Here is a 21,156-nt window from a genome sequence, read left to right on the forward strand (position 1 = left end):
GGATCTTTATGGCGCTCGACTCCGTGACGGAACTCGCGGCACCGCCCGCAGTGATCCAGAACCCGGTGCTGACCGGCTTCCATCCCGACCCGTCGATTCTCCGGGTGGGGGAGGACTACTACCTCGCGACCTCGACGTTCGAATGGTTCCCGGGGGTCGGGCTGCACCACTCGCGCGACCTCGTGCACTGGCGGTCGCTGGGCGGGGCGCTGACCACCGAGGAACTCCTCCAGATGCGCGGCGTCCGGGACTCCGGCGGGGTGTGGGCGCCCTGCCTGTCCTACGCCGATGGGCTGTTCTACCTGGTGTACTCGAACGTCGGCACGTACGGCGGTGGGTTCTGGGACACCCCGAACTTCGTCGTCACCGCCCCGGACATCACCGGTCCGTGGTCGGAGCCGGTGCGGCTGCACTCGCTGGGCTTCGACGCGTCGATGTTCCACGACGACGACGGCCGCAGCTGGATGCTCAGCATGGCCGCGGACTTCCGGCCGGGGCGCGAGGTGTTCGCCGGCATCGTGCTGCAGGAGTACGACCGCGCGGCGCGGCGGCTGCGCGGGGAGCCGACGACGATCTTCACCGGTACGCAGGCCGGGCTGGTCGAGGGCCCGCACCTCTACCGGCACGACGGCTGGTACTACCTGGTGACCGCCGAGGGCGGTACGCAGTGGGAGCACCAGGTGACGGTGGCGCGGTCGCGGACGATCGCCGGGCCCTACGAGGTGGACCCGGCGGGGCCGATGCTGACGTCCTGGCCCGACCCGACGCTGGCGCTGCAGAAGGCGGGTCACGGCTCGCTCGTCGCGACACCGGACGGGGAGTGGTACCTCGCGCACCTGACCGGGCGGCCGCTCACCGAGCGCGGACGCTGCGTTCTGGGGCGGGAGACCGCGCTCCAGCGGGTGGAGTGGAGCGCGGACGGTTGGCCCCGGGTTCCGGGCGGGCGGCCCAGCAGCGAGGTGGTCGCGCCGCGTCTCGAGCCGCACCCGTGGCCGGCCGAGCCGGAGCGGGACGACTTCGACGCGCTGGTGCTCGGATCGCCGTGGAGCACGCTGCGGCGGCCCCCCTCGTCGGACTGGCTCAGCCTGACCGAGCGCCCCGGGCAGCTGCGGCTCTACGGCGGCGAATCGCCGGTCTCGCTCCGCGACTCCAGTCTGGTCGGACGCCGGATCGAGCACCTGTCCTGTGCGTTCGAGACCCGGGTGAGTTCCGCGCCGGCCACGTTCCGCCACATGGCCGGAGTCGCGGCGTACTACAACACGCTCAACTGGGCGTACGCCCGGCTCACCTGGCACGAGGTGCACGGGCCGTGCGTGGACGTGCTGGTCTCCGACCGGGGCCGGCTGGTCAACGCCAGCGCGCCGGTCCCGGTCGCCGACCCGGCTGCGGGCGTGACGCTGCGTGCCGAGCTCGACCGCGCGTCGCTGCGCTTCGGGTACGCGATCGGTGACGGCGCGCTGCAGTGGTGGCCGGAGACGCACGACGCCACCCGGCTCTCCGACGAGTACGCGCTGGAGATCTACGACGCGAGGGAGAAGGTGTCCGGGTTCACCGGGGCGTTCTTCGCGCTCTGGGCGCAGGACCTGACCGGCGGCCAGCTCCCCGCCGACTTCGCCTACGCGACGTACGAGCGGCGCTGAGGGACGCCCGGCCCCAACCCCCGGCGGTGGGTTGGGGTCGGTGCCCGGCGCGATATCGCCGGAATGCGGGGGACTACCCGGGGTTAGGGTTGCGGCACAACGACTTTCCTCGGACCCAGGAGTACAACCGTGCGCATCGCGCTCTTCGCTCACCCCGGCGGCCGTGCCTTCGGCGTCGTGGAAGGGCCGGCCGGAACCGACGATCCGGAGGCGCTGACGATCGCGGAGATCGAGGGTGTGCCGTTCGCCGGCATCCAGTTCACCGGCGAACGGTGGGCGCTCGCCGACGTCCAGTTGCTACCGCCGATCCTGCCCAGCAAGGTGGTCGGCATCGGCCGCAACTACGCCGCCCACGCCAGCGAGCTCGGCAACCAGGTCCCCAGCGCGCCGCTGCTGTTCCTCAAGCCGCCGACCACGGTCATCGGTCCGGGCGCGCCGATCCGGCTCCCGGTCGACTCGAAGCAGGTCGAGCACGAGGCCGAGCTCGCCGTCGTGATCGGCGGCAAGGGCGCCCGCGCGGTGAGCCGCGAGAAGGCGATGGAATCGGTCTTCGGCTACACCTGCGCCAACGACGTCACCGCCCGCGACCAGCAGCGCGCGGACATCCAGTTCACCCGGGCCAAGGGTTACGACTCGTTCTGCCCGATCGGGCCGTGGATCGAGACCGACCTCAAGTACGCCGACGTCGGCGTGCAGGCGCTGGTCAACGACGAGGTGAAGCAGGACGGCCGTACCAAGGACATGATCTTCGACGTCCCGACGCTGGTCTCCTACGTCTCGCACGTGATGACGCTGCTGCCCGGCGACGTGATCCTCACCGGCACCCCCTCCGGCGTCGGGCCGATCGTCGCCGGCGACTCGGTCAGCGTCCGCATCGAGGGTCTCGGCACCCTGACCAACCCCGTAGCCAACCGCGCCTGAAGGATTTCCGTGTCGACCACCCTGCACCGCGATCCGTCCGTACGAGTGCGGTTCTGTCCGTCGCCCACCGGTAACCCGCACGTCGGGTTGGTCCGGACCTGCCTGTTCAACTGGGCGTTCGCTCGCCACCACGGTGGGACGTTCGTGTTCCGGATCGAGGACACCGACGCCGCCCGCGACTCGGAGGAGTCGTACCAGCAGCTGCTGGACTCGCTGCGCTGGCTCGGCCTGGACTGGGACGAGGGCCCCGAAGTCGGTGGTCCGTACGGGCCGTACCGGCAGTCGGAGCGGCGGGACGTGTACGCCGACGTCGTCGCGAAGCTCACCGACGCCGGGTACCTCTACGAGTCGTTCTCCACGGCCGAGGAGATCGAGGCCAGGCACCGTGCCGCCGGCCGCGACCCGAAGCTCGGCTACGACAACCACGACCGGAACCTCACCGACGCCGAGAAGGACGCGTTCCGCGCCGCCGGCCGGTCGCCGGTGCTGCGGTTCCGGATGCCCGACGACTCGATCGGCTGGACCGACCTGGTCCGCGGCGACGTCACGTTCGCGCCCGGCACGGTGCCGGACTACGTCGTCGTGCGGGGGAACGGCGACCCGCTCTACCCGCTGGTGAACCCGGTCGACGACGCGCTGATGCGGATCACCCACATCCTGCGTGGTGAGGACCTGCTGCCCAGCACCCCGCGGCAGATCGCGCTCTACCGTGCGCTCATCGACGTCGGCGTGGCCGAGCGGGTACCGGAGTTCGGGCACCTGCCGTACGTCATGGGGGAGGGCAACAAGAAGCTCTCCAAGCGCGACCCGCAGGCCAACCTGCTGCACTACCGCGAGCGCGGTTTCCTGCCCGAAGGGCTGCTGAACTACCTCGCGCTGCTCGGCTGGTCGATCGCCGAGGACCGCGACATCTTCACGCTGCGGGAGATGACCGAGGCGTTCGACGTCCGGCGGGTGAGCCCGAACCCGGCGCGCTTCGACGGCAAGAAGTGCGAGGCGATCAACGCCGCGCACCTCCGGCTGCTCGCGCCGGACGACTTCGCCGAGCGGTTGGTGCCCTACCTCGCGGGCGCCGGCCTGGTGTCCCCGGAGCCGACCGAGGCCGAGCGGGCGCTGATCACCGCGGCTGCGCCGCTGGTCCAGGAGCGGATGCCGGTCCTCGGCGACGCGCGCGGCATGCTCGGGTTCCTGTTCGTGAAAGACATCACTGTCGACGCCGACGTGCAGGCGAAGGTGCTCGGTCCCGACGCCGCCCCGGTGCTGGACGCGACGATCGCGGTGCTCGACGGGTTGGCGCCGTGGGCGGCCCCGGAGATCGAGAACGCGCTGAAATCGGCGTTGGTGGACGGCCTCGGGCTCAAGCCGCGGAAGGCGTTTGCGCCGGTCCGGGCCGCGATCACGGGCCGAACGGTGTCGCCGCCGCTCTACGAGTCGATGGAGCTGCTCGGCGCGGAACAGACCCTGGCGCGGCTGCGGGCCGCCCGCGAGACGATCGGTTAGCCCTGGAGTGCGGGGCCGGTGGCGGGCTCGGTCCGTCCGCCCACCGGCCACCGCCCGGGGTGGGGCCGATTTGGGAGCGGGCGGAAGTCTCGGCTAGAGTTACTGACGTTGCGAGCGGATGACCGCCAAGCAGACGCCTCGCAGCAAGAAGCTCGGTAGTACAGCAATATTGGGGTATGGGGTAATTGGCAGCCCGACGGTTTCTGGTTCCGTTAGTCTAGGTTCGAGTCCTGGTACCCCAGCTCCAACAGCGTTCGACCCCTCAGTTGAACGTTGTCCTAGGGCCCCGTCGTCTAGCGGCCTAGGACGCCGCCCTCTCAAGGCGGTAGCGCCGGTTCGAATCCGGTCGGGGCTACAAGTGAAAGGCCCGGTCGCACTCGTGCGACCGGGCCTTTGTCGTTCCGTTACCTGGCCGTCGCGGGTCGGCGCGGAACCGGACGGGCTCCTGGCGCGCCCAACCTCCATGCGCCCTCCCGGGTTACGAATCGAGCTCGTGCTCTTCATCCTCACGGTGCTCGCGGTGGTCGCCTGGTTCGTCTGGCACGAGACTCGTCCGCCCGCACCGATCGACTACTGACTCCCTCGGCCAGCAGCCTGGCGGTGAGGTCCTCCGCGTGTCTCGCTGCAACGCGCCGTACGGATAAAAGATGGTTCGCCCCAGACACGCTTTCCAGTCCCGTAAGGCCCGCGAACATCACCCGCGTCTGATTCATCCTGTTAAATGACCTGTGACAGAGCTATGTACAGGTTTGAGGGATCCAGACGGGTCCACTGACTGTGGACAGGTAGGTGTTGATATGAAGCCCAGGTTCCGCCGCCTCGCGCACGCGGGCGCTGCAACCGTCGGAGCCGCGGTCACGGCGTTCGTCCTCGCGGGCGGATCGACCGCGAACGCGGACCAGCTCGAACTGCTGCCCGGTGTCCCGGCAGTGGCCGGGGTGCCGAACCAGGCCAGTGCTCCGGCCGAGGAGGAGACCCCAGAGGCCAACCCGGTGGTGCCGGGTGCGTCCCGCGGGCCGGAGGTGCCGGAGACGACGCCGCCCGAGGAGGCGGAGAACCAGCCCGTCGTGCCGACCGGCCAGCCGCAGGTGCCGGAGACGACGCCGCCGGGCGAGGAGACCAGTACGCAGCCCGTCGTGCCCGCGGCGAGCCCGACGCCGAGCGGGACGCCCAGCGAGGGTGTCGGGACGCAGCCGGCCGTGCCGGCGAGCCCTACGCCCAGTGAGGGAGTCGCCACCGGGCCCGCGGTGCCGGAGACCGCGGAGAACCAGCCGCAGTTGCCGGTTACCGGCCGGGACGACGGCCCGATGATCGCGGCCCTCGGTGGCCTCACCCTGGCCGCCGGCGCGGGCCTCGTGCTCGCCACCCGCAGACGCCGGGTCCGCTGACCTACCGCGCCGCGTGCCCCTGTGGCCCGCCGGCGCCCACCACACGTGCGATGGCCCCGGGCTCCTGCCCGGGGCCGTCGTGGTTCCCATGCTTGTGCAAGAGCCCCTGCTACAGCCCGGACAAGCGCTGGCCCGCCCGGATGACCTGCACCGCGTGGCGCTCGCCGGGGCGGCGGCCGAGGCGCTCTATCGGGCCGGAGATCGAGATCGCGGCGATCACGCGCCCCTGCCGGTCCCGCACCGGCGCGGACACCGACGCGACGCCGGGCTCCCGCTCGGCGACGCTCGACGCCCACCCGCGACGCCGCACCTCGGCGAGCGTCCGCCCGCTGAACCGGCACCGCGGCAGCAGCGGAAGCACCGACTCCGGCGGCTCCCAGGCCAGCAGCACCTGTGCGCCGGAGCCCGCGGTGATCGGCAGCGCGGTGCCGACCGGAACCGTGTCACGCAAACCACTCGACCGTTCGGCGGCGGCCACGCAGATCCGCTCGTCCGCGCGGCGAAGATAGAGCTGGGTGCTCTCCCCGGTCGCGTCGCGCAACTGGGCCAGCACCGGCGACGCCGCGGTCAGCAGCGCGTCGGGAGCGGCGTTGGCCAGTTCGGCCAGCCGCGGCCCGGGACGCCAGCGTCCGGCCTCGTCGCGAACGAGCAGCCGATGCGCCTCGAGCGCCTGCGCGAGGCGGTGCGCGGTTGCCCGGGGAAGGCCGGAACGCTCGACGAGCTCGGCCAGGCTGGCGCCGTCGACCGTGGCCTCGAGGATCGCTACGGCCTTGTCGAGAACACCGACACCGCTGATAGTCTGTCCCACAAGACGAAACTACCATCCCACATCGCAGGAAGTCATGAGGTTGGGAGCCTGACATGGGCCGAACGCTCGCGGAGAAAGTCTGGGACGCGCACGTGGTGCGCTCGCAGCCGGGGGAACCCGACCTGCTCTACATCGATCTGCACCTCGTCCACGAGGTGACCAGCCCGCAGGCGTTCGAGGGGCTTCGCCTGGCCGGCCGTCCGGTGCGTCGTCCGGACCTCACGATCGCGACCGAGGACCACAACGTCCCGACCGTCGACATCGACAAGCCGATCGCCGACCCGGTCAGCCGGGTGCAGGTCGACACGCTGCGCAAGAACTGCGCCGAGTTCGGCGTGCGACTGCACCCGATGGGCGACGCCGGGCAGGGCATCGTGCACGTCATCGGCCCGCAGCTGGGGCTGACCCAGCCGGGCATGACCGTCGTCTGCGGCGACAGCCACACCTCGACCCACGGCGCGTTCGGTGCGCTGGCGTTCGGTATCGGCACCAGCGAGGTCGAGCACGTCCTGGCGACCCAGACGCTGCCGCTGCGGCCTTTCAAGACGATGGCGATCAACGTGAACGGGGCGCTCGGCGAGGGCGTCACGCCGAAGGACATCATCCTCGCGGTGATCGCGAAGATCGGCACCGGCGGCGGTCAGGGTCACGTCCTGGAGTACCGGGGTCAGGCCATCCGCGAGCTCTCCATGGAGGGTCGGATGACGATCTGCAACATGTCGATCGAGGCGGGCGCCCGCGCCGGCATGATCGCGCCGGACGAGACCACGTTCGCGTACTTGAAGGGGCGCCCGCACGCCCCGGAGGGCGCCGACTGGGACACGGCGGTCGAGTACTGGAAGACGCTGCCGACCGACGACGACGCCACGTTCGACGTCGAGGTCGACATCGACGCGAGCGCGCTGACGCCGTTCGTGACCTGGGGCACCAACCCGGGCCAGGGACTGCCGCTCGGCGCATCGGTGCCGGACCCGGCCGCGTTCACCGACCCGGCCGCCCGGGCCGCCGCCGAACGCGCGCTGGAGTACATGGGCCTCACCGCAGGCACGCCGCTGCGCGAGATCACCGTCGACACGGTCTTCCTCGGCTCCTGCACCAACGGCCGGATCGAGGACCTGCGGGCCGCCGCGGCGGTGCTGCGCGGGCGTCACATCGCCGAGAACATCCGGATGCTCGTCGTCCCGGGTTCGGTGCAGGTACGCCTGCAGGCCGAGGCCGAGGGACTCGACAAGGTCTTCAGCGAAGCCGGTGCGGAGTGGCGCCAGGCCGGATGCTCGATGTGCCTGGGCATGAACCCGGACACGCTCTCGCCCGGTGAGCGTTCGGCGTCCACCTCGAACCGCAACTTCGAGGGACGGCAGGGCAAGGGCGGCCGGACCCACCTGGTCTCGCCGCTGGTCGCGGCGGCGACCGCGATCACTGGCCACCTGGCGGCACCGGCCGACCTGCCGCCCGTCGAGACCCCCGTCGGGAGCTGAGAACGATGGAGAAATTCACCACGCACACCGGCCGGGCGGTGCCGCTGCGCCGGTCCAACGTCGACACGGACCAGATCATCCCGGCCGTCTACCTGAAGCGGGTCACCCGCACCGGGTTCGAGGACGGGCTGTTCTCGGCGTGGCGCGCCGATCCCGAGTTCGTGCTCAATCAGCCGCAATACGCGAACGCCACGGTGTTGGTCGCCGGGCCTGAGTTCGGCACCGGATCGTCGCGTGAGCACGCGGTGTGGGCGTTGAAGGACTACGGCTTCAAGGTCGTCATCTCGCCGCGTTTCGCCGATATCTTCCGCGGTAACTCGCTCAAGGCAGGTCTGCTCACGGTTGTCCTCCCGGAAGCGACCGTGGAGTGGCTCTGGAAGACGATCGAGGCGGATCCCACCACCGAGATCACCGTCGATCTGGACGCGCAGCAGGTGCGGGTCGGCGACCGGATCGAGGAATTCGAGTTCGACGAGTACAGCCGTTGGCGGCTGATGGAAGGGCTCGACGACATCGGCCTCACACTGCGCCACGCGGACGCCGTCGACGCTTTCGAGAAGCAGCGTCCGAGCTGGTTGCCGCGGACGCTGAGCGCGGCTCAGTAGGCGCTGCAAGGCGTTTCCTCTCGGCTCTGGCGGCCGGAATTCGTTGCGGGCAACGGATTCCGGCCGCTTCGTTTTTGCCGGAACAGAGCGCTTCTCACGCGTAAACCGGGCGTGTGCGAGGAGAAACCGTTACGACACAACGAAATTCGTCCTCCCGTGGTCATTGTGCGTTCTCGAAAGCGGGCCTAACGTTCGCGCCGAGGCGTCCGGCCTGCGCGCATTCGTACTTGATGCGCACTTTGAGGGGGAACTAGTGAACAAGACCGAACTGATCGAGACGCTCGTGCAGCGCCTCGGCGACCGTCGATCCGCGACCGCGGCCCTCGACGGCGTTATCGAGGAGATCCAGCGGGCCGTCGCCCGGGGAGAACGAGTGGCGATCACCGGCTTCGGCACTTTCGAGAAGCGAGTGCGGAACGCGCGGACCGCGCGGAATCCGCGTACCGGGGAAGCCGTGAAGGTGAAGAAGACGTTCACCCCGGCTTTCAAGGCGGGGCAGGGATTCAAGGACATCGTTACCGGAACGAAGAAGCTCGCGAAGGCTCCGGTGGCGTCGATCTCGGCACCGGTCGCGGCGTCCACGTCGGCCCCGGTCGCCGCCGCGGCCCGGAACGGCGCGACTCGTCCGGCGCGATCCACGGCAACCCGCTCGACGACGTCGCGGGCGGTCAACGGAACACCGACGCGGGCCACCAAGGCCACGACTCCGGCGAAGTCGACGGCCACCGCCACCGCGACGAAGGCCGCTCCGGCCAGGACCTCGCGGGCCACGGCGACGAAGTCCACGGCCGCGAAGTCCACGGCGACGAAGGCGACGGCGACCAAGGCCTCCGCGAGCAAGGCCACAGCGAGCAAGGCCACGGCGACCAAGGCCGCGGCCGCGAAGTCCACCGGGGCCACCGCGACCAAGGCCACCGCGAAGGCGACGCCCGCCAAGAGCGCGGCCAAGGCCACGCCGACGAAGACCGCGGCCACCAAGTCGACCGCGGCCAAGGCAACGACGTCCCGGGCCGCGACCGCGACGAAGAGCACGGCGGCGAAGGCCACCCCGGCGAAGTCGGGCGCGACCAAGGCCACCACCGCGAAGGCCACCACGGCGAAGGCCACTGCCGCCAAGGCGCCGGCCAAGAGCGCGGCGAAGGCAGCACCGGCCAAGACCAGCGCAGCGGCGGCTCCGGCCAAGACCGCCACCGCCAAGGCCACCGCGACGAAGGCGGCACCGGCCAAGGCCCGCGCCGGCGCGGGTAGCAAGCCGGCCTCGGCCGGGTCCGCGAACACCGCGCCGAAGGCGGCAGGCAAGAAGGCGAAGACCGCGTCGGGCGGCAAGAAGAAGAAGTAGGAAGACACCCAGGTGCGATGACCGGGGTACCGGCCGCGGGACAACGAGAACCATCCAGCGCTGCTGACTGGTCCTCGATCGAGACGTCGCGGGGAAGCGGCGTTCTCACCGGTCCCGCGGGCCGGTCGGTCCGGACCCGCTGATCAGGGTCCGGGCCGCTGCACAGTTCGGGTTCGCGTCAACCGCTCGGGTCGGCGTCGACCGCTCGGGCCGTGGAGCCGCCTCGGGCCCGCGGAACCGCCCGGGCCCGGGGCACGGCCCCGGGAGTCGTTACGGGTTGCTCTCCGGGCGGATGCTCGGCAGGTAATCCGCCTGCACCAGCCGCTCACCGGCGAAGTGCAGGGCCCAGATGCTGCCCTTGCGGCTGCGGAGCCCGCCGTTGCGGTGCGCGGTCGGGTTGGCGTCGACGATCGACCCGTCGGCGTCCGCGAGGTCGGTGATGACGCCCGGGATCAGCCCACCCTGGCTGCACACCGCGGTGACGTCTCCGCCCGCGGCCAGCTCGCGGATCCGGCCGACGACCGCGGCGGGATCGTCGCCGAACGTCTCCTCGTCGAACACCGCGTCCGTCACGACGTCGAGACCGAGCGCTGCGGCCAGCGGTTCCACCGTCTGCCGGCACCGGACCTTGTCCGACGAGAGCACGCGCACCGGCCGGAACCAGGGGACCAAGTCGGCCAACCACACCGCCTGGGCCTGCCCACTGGCCTCCAGTGGACGCTCGGCGTCCGGGCCGGGCCACGTCTGCTTGTCACCGGCCTTCCCGTGCCGGACCAGGAGCACGGTGGCCGTGATCTCGGGGAGGCCCGCGAACGCCCGCACGACGCCGGCGTCGTGGGAGTGCGTCACCCGCTCGACGGCGCGCTCCGGGGAGAGCCAGACCAGGCCGTCCACTTCCTCGTTGCGGGTGAACTCGCCCTCCACGGCGCGCATCGCCCAGTAGTCCACGATCTTGGGCACCAGGCCGGTACCCGTACTGCGGTGCTGACCCCCACGCGGCGGCACCAAGTAGGACGTCGAGGGCAGCCGAGGTCCCACCACCGGCTGCAGCCCGGTCTCCTCGATCACCTCGCGGCAGGCCGCGGCCAGCTCGTGCTCGTCCGGATCGAGCTTGCCCTTCGGCAGCGACCAGTCGTCGTAGCGCGGGCGGTGGATCAGCGCGATCTCCACACCGTCGGCCCCGTGCCGCCAGACGACACCGCCGGCGGCTCGCACCTCGGCGTGGTTCTCCGACGTCATCCGCGCAGCCAGCCGGTCAGCCTCGGCTGGTTCGTCCGCTCCCAGACCGGTGCGTACCGGGCCCGGGACGCGTGGACCGCGGCACGCTCCCGCTCGACCAGCCGTCCGCAGGTGATCACCAGCTCGGTGTCGTCCGCGTGGGCGAGCGCGATGTCGCGCCACTCGTCGGCGGCGATCGCGGCGTCCTGGTGTTCGCCGAGGACTTCCTGCACTTCCGCGCACGCCTTGGCCAGCCGGGTCGCGGGCGCACCGACGACCGGCGCCACGGCCTCCGCGGCGTACCGCGCACGCTTGGCATGGATCCGGGCGGCGTGCCAGGTGTCGTCCGGGTCGTCCAGTGTCAACCTGCCGGCCTTACGGGCGAGCTTGTCCCAGACCACCTCGACCATCGACGGCAGGACCCAGACGGCCCGTTGGCCGGCCAGCTCCACGGTCTCCGGCGTGCGGACGGTGTCGATCAGCAGGTCCAACAGGGCCGGGTAACGGTCCGAGGTCAATGCGGCGTCCAGATTCTTCAGCGCCGTGCGCTGCCGGTCACCGAGGATCGAATCGATCCGCGCGACGACCGCAGCGTCCAGTGGCGCGAGTGGGTCGGTCTCAGCGGTCGACCGTAGCCGGGCGCGCAGCACCTCGGCGTCCCGGGGGCCACCGAGCGCCGCGGCGAGCCAGCGCAGTTCGGCGTCGAGCGGTGCGGCCCACTCCCGGTCGACCAGCGGTCCGAACGTCCGCAGATCGCTGCGGAGCCGGCGGCAGCAGACCCGCGCCTGGTGCACGGCGTCCGGCTCGCCGCGGCGCACCCGGACGTCGTAGTCGAGGAGCCGGCGCGCCGACCGGCGCAGCACGTACCCGATCGCGTCCGCGGCCGACGACCGTTCGGTGACCTCGCCGGCGACCGGCAGATCCGGCGGAGCGGTGGCCCGCCGGCCGAGCGCGCGGACCAGCTTCGGGGTGGTCGCGCCCCCGACCGCACCCGCCTGCACGAGGGCGGCGGCGGTCGCTTCCAGCGCACGGCCGGCCTTCTTGCCGTCGGCCTTGCGCTCGACCTCCAGCTCCCGGAACGTCGTCCGGACACCGGATCCGTCGGCGAGCAAACCACGGCCCTCGGACACCTCGACGGTGTCGTCGACCAGCTCGGCCAGCGGCCCCGAGCCGTCCACGATCAGGTACCGGTCGCGGTCGGTGCGCAGGGTCGCGACCGGCACGAGCGGCGCGGTGCGGACCCAGGCGGTCACCAGGTCGGTCAGTTCGGTCGGCGGCGCGTCGGCCGGGCCGTCGACGGCGATCTCGTCGCGCACGGTCGCGCCGGCTGCCGTCGCACCCTTCGGCAGCTTGAGGTGCCAGGGCGGACCGTCCTCGCCGGTGCGGTGCCGCAGCGTGATGCCGAGCCGGGCCAGCCGCAGATCGGTGGTGTCGTAGTAGACGGCGGTGAGCACCTGCCGTCCCTGCGCCTCCACCCGGCGTCCGTTGCCGAGGGCGGCCGTCAGGTCCGGGAGGACGAACCTCCCGTGGACCCCGAACTTCAGTTCTTCCTCGCGCAATGGACGTCCGTTCCTGGTCTGCGCCGTGATGGCGGTGTCAGCCGACGATGCGGGCCAGCAACCTCTCCTGGACGTCACGCAGCGGTCGGTCGGTGGTGCCCTGCCGACGCGTCCACGCGCCGTCCGGGCCGAGATCGAAACCGGCGGCCGAGGCGGCGAGCGCGGTGTCCAGCGTCGCCCGGAGCATTCGGCGAGCCTGGTCGTCGCTGACCCGCACCATCGCTTCGACGCGGCGGTCGAGGTTGCGGTGCATCATGTCGGCCGAGCCGATCCAGAACTCCTCGGCCTCGGTGCCGGGCGCACCGTTGCCGAACCGGATGACCCGGGAGTGCTCGAGGAACCGGCCGAGGATCGACCGGACCCGGATGTTCTCGCTCAGCCCGGGGACCCCGGGCCGCAGCGCGCAGATGCCCCGGATCACCAAGTCGACCTTCACCCCGGCGCGGGAGGCCCGGTAGAGCGCGTCGATCACACCTTCGTCGACGATCGAGTTCGCTTTGAGCTGCACCAGCCCGGGGCGGCCGGCCTTCACGTGCTCGATCTCGCGCTCGAGTCGCTCGACGATGCCCCGCCGGACGCCGTACGGCGCCACCATCAGCGTCCGGTAGTCGGTCTGCCGCGAGTAGCCGGTGAGGACGTTGAACAGGTCGGTCAGGTCGCGGCCCACGTCCGGGTCGGCGGTGAACAGCCCGAGGTCCTCGTAGAGGCGCGCGGTCTTCGGGTTGTAGTTGCCGGTGCCGATGTGCGCGTACCGGCGGATCCGGCCGTTCTCGTTCCGCACCACCAGCGACGTCTTGCAGTGCGTCTTCAAGCCCACCAGGCCGTAGACGACGTGGCATCCCGCGCGCTCCAGCGCCTTCGCCCAGGAGATGTTGGCCTGCTCGTCGAACCGGGCCTTGATCTCCACCAGGACGACGACCTGCTTGCCCGCGCTCGCGGCGTCGATCAGCGCGTCGACGATCGGCGAGTCACCGGACGTGCGGTAAAGGGTCTGCTTGATCGCGAGCACGTTCGGGTCGGCCGCGGCCTGCTCGATGAACCGCTGCACGCTGGTCGCGAACGAGTGGTACGGGTGGTGCACCAGCACGTCGCCCTCGCGCAGCGTCGCGAACACGCTGCGCGGCGTCTCGCCCTCGGCGAAGCGCGGGTGCGTGGCCGGCACGAACGGCTCGAACTTCAGGTCCGGCCGGTCGACGCCGGCGAGCGCGAACAACCCGGAGAGGTCGAGCAGACCGGGCACCCGCAGGACGTCCTGCTCGGCGACGTCCAGCTCGCGGACGAGTAGCTCCAGCACGTGCTCGCTGACGTTGGAGGCCACCTCCAGCCGGACGACCGGGCCGAACCGGCGGCGGGCGAGCTCGCGTTCGAGCGCCTGCAGCAGGTCCTCGTCCCGGTCCTCCTCGACCTCCAGGTCGGCGTTGCGGGTGACCCGGAACAGGTGGTGCTCGACCACCTGCATGCCCGGGAACAGCTGGCTCAGGTGGACGGCGATGAGGTCTTCCACCGGCAGGAAGCCGCCCTCGACGGCGACGAAGCGCGGGACGTTGTCCGGCACCTTGACCCGGGCGAACCGCTCGGAGCCTTGGCCGCCCTCCGGATCGCGGACCACCACGGCGAGGTTGAGCGAGAGTCCGCTGATGTACGGGAACGGGTGTGCCGGGTCGACCGCCAGCGGCGTGAGCACCGGGAAGATCAGTTCGCGGAAGAACCGGTGCAGCCGGTGCTGCTCGTCGTCGCCGAGCTCGGCCCAGTGCAGGATCTTGACGCCGGTGGCCTCCAGCGCGGGCTGGACGTCGTCGGAGAAGCAGCGGGCGTGCCGCTCGACCAGCTCGGCCGAGCGCTGGGCGATCAGCGAGAGCTGGTCACCGGCGGAGAGACCGTCCACCGACCGGACCGAGAGGCCGGTCGACTTGCGGCGCTTCAGGCCGGCCACCCGGACCATGTAGAACTCGTCGAGGTTCGAGGCGAAGATCGCGAGGAACTTGGCGCGCTCGAGCAGCGGGACCGTGCTGTCCTCGGCGAGGGAGAGCACCCGCGCGTTGAAGTCGAGCCAGGACAGCTCGCGGTTGAGGAACCGGCCCTCGGGCAGCGGCTGGTCGGCCAGCGGGAGGGCGTCGTCCTCCTGCTCGGCGAGCTGCTCGACCTCCTCGGCCAGTTCGCTCGCGGGCGGCACGGCGGCGTCCGGGGGTGCGGCCACGGTCTCCGGTACGGCGGGGGCGCCCGGCGTCTCGCTCTCGGCCGGCGACTCGACGCCTGCCGTGGTCGGGCCACCGGCAATCGCCGCGGCGTCGGCGGCCTCGGCCGCGGTGACGGCCTCCGGCGCCCGGGCCCGGGACGGAGCTTTGACGGGAGCCAACGCGTCGGCCGGAACGTGGGCCGGCGCGCTGCCGTTCGCGGTCGGCTCGTGGGCGATCGGAGCCTCGACGGTCGGAGCCTCGACGGTCGGGGCCTCGCTCGGCGCGGTGCCGTTACCGCCGCGAGGGAGGAACCGGCCGTTGGCATCCCGGGCCCGGCCGGCCCGCTTCGCCTGGTCGTCCGCGGCGGGGGCCACGGACGCGCTGGTGGTCGCGGTGCTCTCGGTCGTGGCGCTCACGGTTCCATCCTTCCCGCCGTCGGGTGGGCTCTGTCCACAAATCCTGCTTTGACGGTTCGTGCACTTCGCGCGAACTCGTCCGGCGGGGTAGCCCCGATGCTCGGTCCGACGTCAGCCGGCGCCGGGGAACGTGACGATCGTCACCAGCGTGACCTCGTCGGATGCGTTCCGTTCCAGCCGCACCCGCTGGCCGGGGCGCAGCCGGAGAAGACCGCCCGCGTCGAAGGCCGCCGCCGCGAACGGGACGTCGCTTCCGTCGTCGAGCAACACGCTGCCGTCACGGGTTTCCGGAGCGAACTGCCGCACCGTGCCCTGGACGCTCGTCACGACGTCCACTCTAGTCGCGCACCCCGGTTGCCGCGAACGGGGAACTGTGCCGAATACGCAGGTGGAACCGATCAGCACGCCGCGCAACCGGCTGGGAACACGGACGGGGTGGAAGCGAGCAACGCGGCGGTCCGCGGCCCGAGCCCGAGCGCCCGGGCGGCGGCGAGGTCGGCGGCGGTGTCCACGTCCTGGCGGAGCGACGGACCGACGCGCCGAGTCGCGATCTCCGGGCCGCCCGACGCGAGGTCGACCGCGCCGTCGCTCGCGTGGACGAGTGCCGACCCCGGCCCGTACGCCGGGTTCAGCGGTGTGCGCCCGGGTGCGGCGAGCAGCGTGGTGCCGGTACCGGCGGCGTCCGGGACGAAGGAGCGGACGCCCAGCCGCTCGACCGTGCGCAGGGCGACGTCCAGCTCGGCCGTTCGGAGCGCGGGGAGATCGGCGCCGAGCGTCGCCGTACCGCGGGCACCACGGCGATCGGTCCGGCTCAGCAGCGCGGCCACCGACGCGCCGTGTCGCAGCGCGGCGTTCAGCCCGCTGCCCGGGGTGTCCGGAACGCAGACCGCGCCGAGCGCGCCGAGCGCGGCTGCGGCGACCGGGTCGTCGGTCACGACGACGACGCGGTCGACGCGGTCCGCGGCGAGGACCGCGGCCACCGTGTCCAGCGCCATCGCGAGCGCCACCTCGGCGTGCCAGTCACCGGTTTCGTCCGGTGCTTCCAGCGCGCCGAGCGGGTCAGGGCCGCTGAAGTACGCGACGGCGGCCGGCAGCGTCGCACGCAGCCGGCTCTTCGCCTGTCCCAGCGGTTTGACCGGCGTCACGATCGACCATCCCGTCACGCCCCCATCCTCACACTGCGCGGGTTATCCGTCTCCAGGGTGGCGGCGAGGGTCTTTCGTCTTCAGGGTGGGCGGGCGGGGGGTGTAGGGCCGGAGAAACACTGTCTTCGCTGCCTGGCTCCGGCCCGCTGGTGTACGGCGTAGGGTGAGGTTTCCTGCAAGCGAGTGGCTCGAAGGCCGGCGACGTTCGGTCCCGCGGACGAGGAGGCGGCACTGCGGTGCGCCGGGGATTCTGGCTGCGGTTCGCGGAGTTCATCGTGCGTCCGCTTCTCACCGTTTTCACCCGCCGGACGTGGCTGGGGCACGACAACGTGCCGTCGACCGGCCCGGCGATCTTCGTCGCGAACCACACCTCCTGGGCCGACCCGCTCGTCATCGCCCACTTCCTCTACGACCGACCGCGCGAGATGCGGTTTCTGATCAAGTCGGGACTGTTCAGGGTGCCGTTGGTCGGCACCGTGCTGCGGTCGTCCGGCCAGATCCCGGTCCACCGGTCGACCCGTAACGCCGGGGACGCTCTACACACCGCGGCGGTACGGATCCGTGCCGGCGAAGCACCGTTGATTTACCCGGAGGGCACCATCACCCGCGATCCCGACCTGTGGCCGATGCAGGGCAAGACCGGCGCCGCCCGCCTGTTCCTGGACACCGGTGCGCCGGTGATTCCGATCGTGCAGTGGGGTGCGCAGCAGATCCACGACCACCGCACCAGCAAGGTCAGACTGCGTCCGCGCACGCCGGTGACCGTGTCGGCCGGGCCACCGGTCGACCTGTCCGCGTACGTCGGCGCATCGCCGACCGGACCAGTGCTCAAGGAGATCACCGACGTGATCATGCGGCGGCTGCGGGACGACCTCGCCGAACTGCGTGGTGAGCCGGCGCCGACCGGCCCGCTGTTCACCCTCGAGGAGTCGCCGCGAGGGCTGGCGCAGTGAGCGGCGCGGACACGGTGCGCGCCGCCGTTCTGGGCGCCGGTTCATGGGGCACCGCGTACGGCAAGGTGCTGGCCGACGCCGGGTGCGAAGTGACGATCTGGGCGCGCCGGCCGGAGCTGGCCGTCGCGCTGAACGAGCACCGGGAGAACGGCGACTACCTGCCCGGCGTCCGGCTGCCGGACCGGCTCAAAGCGACCGCCGACCACAAGGAGGCGCTCTCCGGCGCCGACCTGGTCGTGCTGGCGGTGCCGTCGCAGACGATGCGGGCGAACCTGGAGCACTGGGTCGACGCGCTCGGCGACGACACCACACTCGTCAGCCTCGCCAAGGGCGTCGAGCTCGGCACGCACAAGCGGATGACCGAGGTGATCATCGAGGTCACCGGGGTACCGGCCAGCCGGGTCGCGGTGGTGTCCGGCCCGAACCTGGCCAAGGAGATCGCGTCCGAGCAGCCCGCCGCGACGGTGGTGGCCTGCACCGACCCGGCCCGGGCCGAGTTGCTCCAGCGGGCGTCCACGACGTGGTACCTGCGCCCGTACACGAACACCGACGTCGTCGGCTGCGAGCTCGGCGGCGCGGTGAAGAACGTCATCGCGCTCGCCTGCGGGATGGCCGAGGGCATGGGGTTCGGCGACAACACGAAGGCGTCGCTGATCACCCGCGGGCTCGCGGAGACCGCGCGGCTCGGGGTGGCGCTCGGGGCCGACCCGATGACGTTCGCCGGGCTGGCGGGGCTGGGCGACCTGGTGGCGACGTGCACGTCGCCGCTGTCCCGGAACCGGACGTTCGGCGAGCGGCTCGGGCGCGGCGAGACGCTCGAGCAGGTGTACGCGCACAGCAGGCAGACCGCCGAGGGCGTCAAGTCCTGCCTCTCGATCTCCGAGCTGGCCGCCGGGGTCGGGGTGGAGATGCCGATCACCGAGCAGGTCGTGCAGGTGTGCCACGAGGGCATCGCGCCGTCGGTCGCGATGAAGTACCTGATGCGCCGGGAGCCGAAGCCGGAGCGTCGCTCGTGACCGTCGTTCCCGGCGACGGAACACTCGCTTCGCACGCGGGGGAGCGGCCGGCCGCGCTCGGCGAACCCGCTCGTCCCGGGCCGGTGCTCTCGTCGGTCTTCCATCTGGCGCCGGCTCCCGGTGGTCCCGCGCTCGACGGCTACGGCCGCCCGGACAACCCGACCTACCGCGACTTGGAGCGGGCTCTCTCCGCGCTGGAGGCCGGCTCCGGCGATCCGGTCCGCACCACGACGTTCGCCTCTGGGATGGCGGCGATCTCGGCCGTCCTGTTCGGACTGCTGAAGGCCGGCGACACGGTCGTGATCCCGTCCGACGGGTACTACGCGACCCGGCCGCTCGCCGCCGACCGGCTGGCCGCGTTCGGTGTGACGGTCCGGGAGGCTCCGACGCTCGGGCCGTATCCGGTCGAGGGCGCCGCGCTGGTACTGCTGGAGACGCCGAGCAACCCCGGGATGGACGTCTGCGACCTCCCTGCGGTCTGCGCGGCGGCCCATGCGGCCGGTGCGCTCGTGGCGGTCGACAACACCACAGCGACGCCGCTCGGCCAGCGTCCGCTCGACCTGGGTGCCGACCTGGTGGTGGCCAGCGACACCAAGGCACTGGCCGGCCACGGCGACCTGCTGCTGGGCCACGTGAGCACGCGGGACGAGCAGCTCGCGGCGAAGGCGCGGCAGTGGCGGACCTGGACCGGCGCGATCCCCGGTCCGTTCGAGGCCTGGCTCGCGCTGCGCTCGCTGGCGACGCTCGACGTCCGGCTCGCGCGGCAGGCCGCCAACGCGCTGGCCGTCGCGGAGCTGTTGAGCGCCCGCCCGGAGGTGCGCGAAGTGCGCTATCCGGGCCGGCCCGGCGACCCCGCGCACGCGGTCGCGGCGCGGCAGATGCGCCGGTACGGCGGTGTGCTCTCGGCGGTGCTGCCGGACGCGGCGTTCGTCGAGCGGATGCTGGCGGCGTCCGGGCTGGCGTCCGCGGTGACCAGCTTCGGCGACGTCCGCACCGGCATCGACCGCCGGGCACAGTGGGGCGGCGACGTGGTTCCGGACGGGTTCATCCGGATCTCATGTGGAATCGAGGACACCGCGGACCTGATCGCCGACCTGACGGCGGCCCTGGACGCTGCGTCCGGATAACGCGCCGGAGTTGTCCGGTTGCCGGTGGTACAGCAGGTCGGGGGGTGCGAACCGGTGGGCGAATATCGGCGAAATCCGCTTCAGGGCGGGTGGGCGGTGGGCGTGGCGCCGGAGGTAGGGTCTGCCGGGTGATGACCGATCCCACCCCCGGATCAAAGAAGCTGCGCGTCGCCGTCGTGTTCGGCGGGCGCAGCACCGAGCACGCCATCTCCTGCGTCAGCGGGGGTGCGGTGCTGGCCGGCCTCGACCGGGAGGCGTTCGACGTGATCCCGGTCGGCATCACCCCGGAAGGACGTTGGGTGCTGGCACCCGACGACCCAGCCGCACTGCGGGCGGTCGGCAGGGAACTGCCCACCGTCAAGGACGGTGCGGAGGTGATGCTGCCCGGCGACCCGACCCGTGGCGGGCTGGTGGTCACCGATCCGGCGGTCGGCGTCGGGGCACTGTCCGGCGTCGACGTGGTGTTCCCGGTGCTGCACGGTCCCTACGGCGAGGACGGCACGATCCAGGGCCTGCTGGAGATGGCCGGCCTGCCGTACGTCGGGTCGGGTGTGTTCGCGTCCGCCGCGGCGATGGACAAGGAGTACACGAAGAAGCTGCTCGCGGCCGAGGGTCTCGCGGTCGGCGACTACGTGGTGCTGCGTAACGGCGGCACGCTCACCGAGGCGCAGCGGAGCCGGCTCGGCCTGCCGGTGTTCGTCAAGCCGGCCCGTGCCGGGTCGAGCATCGGGATCACCCGCGTCACCGACTGGGCGCAGCTCGACGAGGCGATCGCGGCCGCCCGTGCCGTCGACCCCAAGGTGCTGGTCGAGGCCGCGGTGGTGGGCCGTGAGGTGGAGTGCGGTGTGCTGGAGGGCGAGCACGGTGGTCCGCCGGAGGCCAGCGTCCCGGCCGAGATCCGCCTGGTCAGCCCGGACCACGACTGGTACGACTTCGAGGCCAAGTACCTCGACGACGCCTGCGAGTTCGACGTCCCGGCGAAGCTGTCCGACGAGGTGACCGCGAACCTGCGGGACGCCGCCTGCCGGGCGTTCCAGGCGCTGGACTGCGCGGGGCTGGCGCGGGTCGACTTCTTCGTGACGCCGGATGGCGGGTTGGTTGTCAACGAGATCAACACGATGCCGGGCTTCACCCCGATCTCGATGTTCCCCCGGATGTGGGCGGAGACCGGGCTGCCCTTCGACGAGCTGGTCGGACGCCTGGTGCGCACCGCGGTCGCACGTGGCTCCGGCCTGCGCTGAACCGCGTCCGGTTCCGGTCGCGTCGGTGCGTCCGCTTCCGTCGCGCGGTACGGACGCACCGGGCTCAGCGGGCGGGCGGTACCGCCTCCAGGATCGGCTCGGCCAGCGGGCGCAGCAGCGATCCGGGGCGTCCCACGTTGTACGGGGCCGGGAGGCGCAGGTCCACCGCGACGCTCAAGCCGACCGTCCGCAGGAACGTCTGCTTCTCACCCTCGGTGACCAACCAGTCCACCCCGTCGATCACGATCAGCTGACCGGTGCTGCCGGCGGTGGTCGTCGGCGGACCGATGCCGCACCGGAGCACGATCGCCGGATCCCCCCAGGCTGCGGTCCGTTCGGAGGCCGAAGCCGGCTCCACCGGGCGGCTAGCGTGCTCGCTCAGCGTGGTGGGCAGCTTGGCCAGCAGCGCGCGGCAGACGGTCTCGGTGCTCGGGTCGGCCTTCGCGACGTCGACAGTGACCGGTCCGGTGGCGGCGGGTTTCGGATCGTCGGCGAACCCGCCGGACCACCAGAACATGCCCAGGCCGGTCAACAGCGCGAGCGGGACCGCGACCAGCGTCGCGGTCATCGCCGCGCGGTAGCGGTCGGATTTGCTGCTCGCCGCCGGGGTCACGGTCGTAGCCAC

Annotated in this window: 18 protein-coding genes and 2 tRNA genes; 13 read left to right on the forward strand and 7 right to left on the reverse strand. The window is 71.8% G+C overall.

The features are described 5' to 3' along the window. Nucleotides 1-8: 8 nt before the first annotated feature. The 6 genes from ABEB28_RS23515 (at nt 9) to ABEB28_RS23540 (ending at nt 5,449) form a co-directional block, all read left to right on the forward strand. On the forward strand, nt 9-1,640 hold the full coding sequence (locus ABEB28_RS23515) for a glycoside hydrolase family 43 protein (RefSeq protein WP_345730349.1): 1,632 nt from the start codon (nt 9-11) through the stop codon (nt 1,638-1,640). Nucleotides 1,641-1,769: 129 nt separating this feature from the next. Continuing rightward, nucleotides 1,770-2,561, forward strand: coding sequence for a fumarylacetoacetate hydrolase family protein (locus tag ABEB28_RS23520; protein WP_345730350.1), 792 nt, complete (start codon nt 1,770-1,772; stop codon nt 2,559-2,561). A 9-nt stretch (nt 2,562-2,570) separates the two neighbouring features. Beyond that, entirely contained in the window at nt 2,571-4,061 is a 1,491-nt protein-coding gene (gene gltX, locus ABEB28_RS23525) for a glutamate--tRNA ligase (RefSeq protein WP_345730351.1), read from the forward strand. Between the two features lie 170 nt (nt 4,062-4,231). Continuing rightward, nucleotides 4,232-4,303: transfer RNA gene (locus ABEB28_RS23530), tRNA-Gln, on the forward strand. 40 nt (nt 4,304-4,343) lie between these two features. Then, nucleotides 4,344-4,416 (forward strand) — tRNA-Glu (locus ABEB28_RS23535). 442 nt (nt 4,417-4,858) lie between these two features. Then, nucleotides 4,859-5,449 carry an LPXTG cell wall anchor domain-containing protein gene (locus ABEB28_RS23540; RefSeq protein ID WP_345730352.1) on the forward strand — a complete coding sequence of 197 codons (591 nt, stop codon included), beginning with the start codon at nt 4,859-4,861 and terminating at the stop codon, nt 5,447-5,449. Between the two features lie 109 nt (nt 5,450-5,558). On the opposite strand, the gene ABEB28_RS23545 is transcribed toward ABEB28_RS23540, so the two are convergent. Further along, nucleotides 5,559-6,245 (reverse strand): IclR family transcriptional regulator, encoded by a 687-nt coding sequence (locus ABEB28_RS23545; RefSeq protein ID WP_345730421.1) that lies wholly within the window; start codon nt 6,243-6,245, stop codon nt 5,559-5,561. Nucleotides 6,246-6,310: 65 nt separating this feature from the next. Here ABEB28_RS23545 and leuC point away from each other — a divergent pair, with 65 nt between their 5' ends. The 3 genes from leuC (at nt 6,311) to ABEB28_RS23560 (ending at nt 9,679) form a co-directional block, all read left to right on the forward strand. Next, the gene (gene leuC / locus ABEB28_RS23550) at nt 6,311-7,735 is read left to right on the forward strand and encodes a 3-isopropylmalate dehydratase large subunit (protein WP_345730353.1); all 1,425 of its coding nucleotides are present in this window, start codon (nt 6,311-6,313) and stop codon (nt 7,733-7,735) included. Nucleotides 7,736-7,740: 5 nt separating this feature from the next. Next, nucleotides 7,741-8,340: a 3-isopropylmalate dehydratase small subunit gene (leuD, locus tag ABEB28_RS23555; protein ID WP_345730354.1), complete on the forward strand. Its 600-nt coding sequence runs from the start codon at nt 7,741-7,743 to the stop codon at nt 8,338-8,340. Between the two features lie 253 nt (nt 8,341-8,593). Next, nucleotides 8,594-9,679 carry an HU family DNA-binding protein gene (locus tag ABEB28_RS23560; protein ID WP_345730355.1) on the forward strand — a complete coding sequence of 362 codons (1,086 nt, stop codon included), beginning with the start codon at nt 8,594-8,596 and terminating at the stop codon, nt 9,677-9,679. Between the two features lie 270 nt (nt 9,680-9,949). Here the strand turns inward: ABEB28_RS23560 and ABEB28_RS23565 are convergent, their stop codons facing one another. From ABEB28_RS23565 to ABEB28_RS23585, 5 genes are all read right to left on the reverse strand, one after another. Continuing rightward, on the reverse strand, nt 9,950-10,918 hold the full coding sequence (locus ABEB28_RS23565) for an NUDIX hydrolase (RefSeq protein WP_345730356.1): 969 nt from the start codon (nt 10,916-10,918) through the stop codon (nt 9,950-9,952). Further along, nucleotides 10,915-12,456, reverse strand: a complete 1,542-nt coding sequence (locus ABEB28_RS23570; RefSeq protein ID WP_345730357.1) for a CYTH and CHAD domain-containing protein — start codon at nt 12,454-12,456, stop codon at nt 10,915-10,917. The genes ABEB28_RS23565 and ABEB28_RS23570 overlap by 4 nt, the downstream gene beginning before the upstream one ends. 37 nt (nt 12,457-12,493) lie before the next feature. Then, nucleotides 12,494-14,869 carry an RNA degradosome polyphosphate kinase gene (locus ABEB28_RS23575; protein WP_376980927.1) on the reverse strand — a complete coding sequence of 792 codons (2,376 nt, stop codon included), beginning with the start codon at nt 14,867-14,869 and terminating at the stop codon, nt 12,494-12,496. Nucleotides 14,870-15,160: 291 nt separating this feature from the next. Beyond that, entirely contained in the window at nt 15,161-15,376 is a 216-nt protein-coding gene (locus ABEB28_RS23580; RefSeq protein WP_345730358.1) for a hypothetical protein, read from the reverse strand. Nucleotides 15,377-15,447: 71 nt separating this feature from the next. Continuing rightward, nucleotides 15,448-16,212, reverse strand: a complete 765-nt coding sequence (locus tag ABEB28_RS23585) for a 2-phospho-L-lactate guanylyltransferase (protein ID WP_345730359.1) — start codon at nt 16,210-16,212, stop codon at nt 15,448-15,450. Between the two features lie 218 nt (nt 16,213-16,430). Here ABEB28_RS23585 and ABEB28_RS23590 point away from each other — a divergent pair, with 218 nt between their 5' ends. The 4 genes from ABEB28_RS23590 to ABEB28_RS23605 all read left to right on the forward strand — a co-directional run bounded on the left by ABEB28_RS23590 (nt 16,431) and on the right by ABEB28_RS23605 (nt 20,531). Further along, on the forward strand, nt 16,431-17,147 hold the full coding sequence (locus ABEB28_RS23590) for a lysophospholipid acyltransferase family protein (RefSeq protein ID WP_345730360.1): 717 nt from the start codon (nt 16,431-16,433) through the stop codon (nt 17,145-17,147). Next, on the forward strand, nt 17,144-18,163 hold the full coding sequence (locus tag ABEB28_RS23595; protein ID WP_345730361.1) for an NAD(P)H-dependent glycerol-3-phosphate dehydrogenase: 1,020 nt from the start codon (nt 17,144-17,146) through the stop codon (nt 18,161-18,163). The genes ABEB28_RS23590 and ABEB28_RS23595 overlap by 4 nt, the downstream gene beginning before the upstream one ends. Further along, nucleotides 18,160-19,290: a cystathionine gamma-lyase gene (locus ABEB28_RS23600; protein ID WP_345730362.1), complete on the forward strand. Its 1,131-nt coding sequence runs from the start codon at nt 18,160-18,162 to the stop codon at nt 19,288-19,290. Before ABEB28_RS23595 ends, ABEB28_RS23600 begins: the two co-directional genes overlap by 4 nt. A 131-nt stretch (nt 19,291-19,421) precedes the next feature. Then, on the forward strand, nt 19,422-20,531 hold the full coding sequence (locus ABEB28_RS23605) for a D-alanine--D-alanine ligase family protein (RefSeq protein WP_345730363.1): 1,110 nt from the start codon (nt 19,422-19,424) through the stop codon (nt 20,529-20,531). A 64-nt stretch (nt 20,532-20,595) separates the two neighbouring features. Here ABEB28_RS23605 and ABEB28_RS23610 read toward each other — a convergent pair whose 3' ends face one another. Beyond that, nucleotides 20,596-21,156: a DUF3515 family protein gene (locus tag ABEB28_RS23610; protein WP_345730364.1), complete on the reverse strand. Its 561-nt coding sequence runs from the start codon at nt 21,154-21,156 to the stop codon at nt 20,596-20,598.

Origin of the sequence: Cryptosporangium minutisporangium (assembly GCF_039536245.1) — a bacterium.
GTDB lineage: Bacteria > Actinomycetota > Actinomycetes > Mycobacteriales > Cryptosporangiaceae > Cryptosporangium > Cryptosporangium minutisporangium.

Bases quoted from the DNA above. Each gene is read 5' to 3' on its own strand.
- leuC (WP_345730353.1), top strand. From the start codon at position 6,311: ATGGGCCGAACGCTCGCGGAGAAAGTCTGGGACGCGCACGTGGTGCGC.
- ABEB28_RS23605 (WP_345730363.1), top strand. From the start codon at position 19,422: ATGACCGATCCCACCCCCGGATCAAAGAAGCTGCGCGTCGCCGTCGTG.
- leuD (WP_345730354.1), top strand. From the start codon at position 7,741: ATGGAGAAATTCACCACGCACACCGGCCGGGCGGTGCCGCTGCGCCGG.
- ABEB28_RS23540 (WP_345730352.1), top strand. From the start codon at position 4,859: ATGAAGCCCAGGTTCCGCCGCCTCGCGCACGCGGGCGCTGCAACCGTC.
- ABEB28_RS23565 (WP_345730356.1), bottom strand. From the start codon at position 10,918: ATGACGTCGGAGAACCACGCCGAGGTGCGAGCCGCCGGCGGTGTCGTC.
- ABEB28_RS23515 (WP_345730349.1), top strand. From the start codon at position 9: ATGGCGCTCGACTCCGTGACGGAACTCGCGGCACCGCCCGCAGTGATC.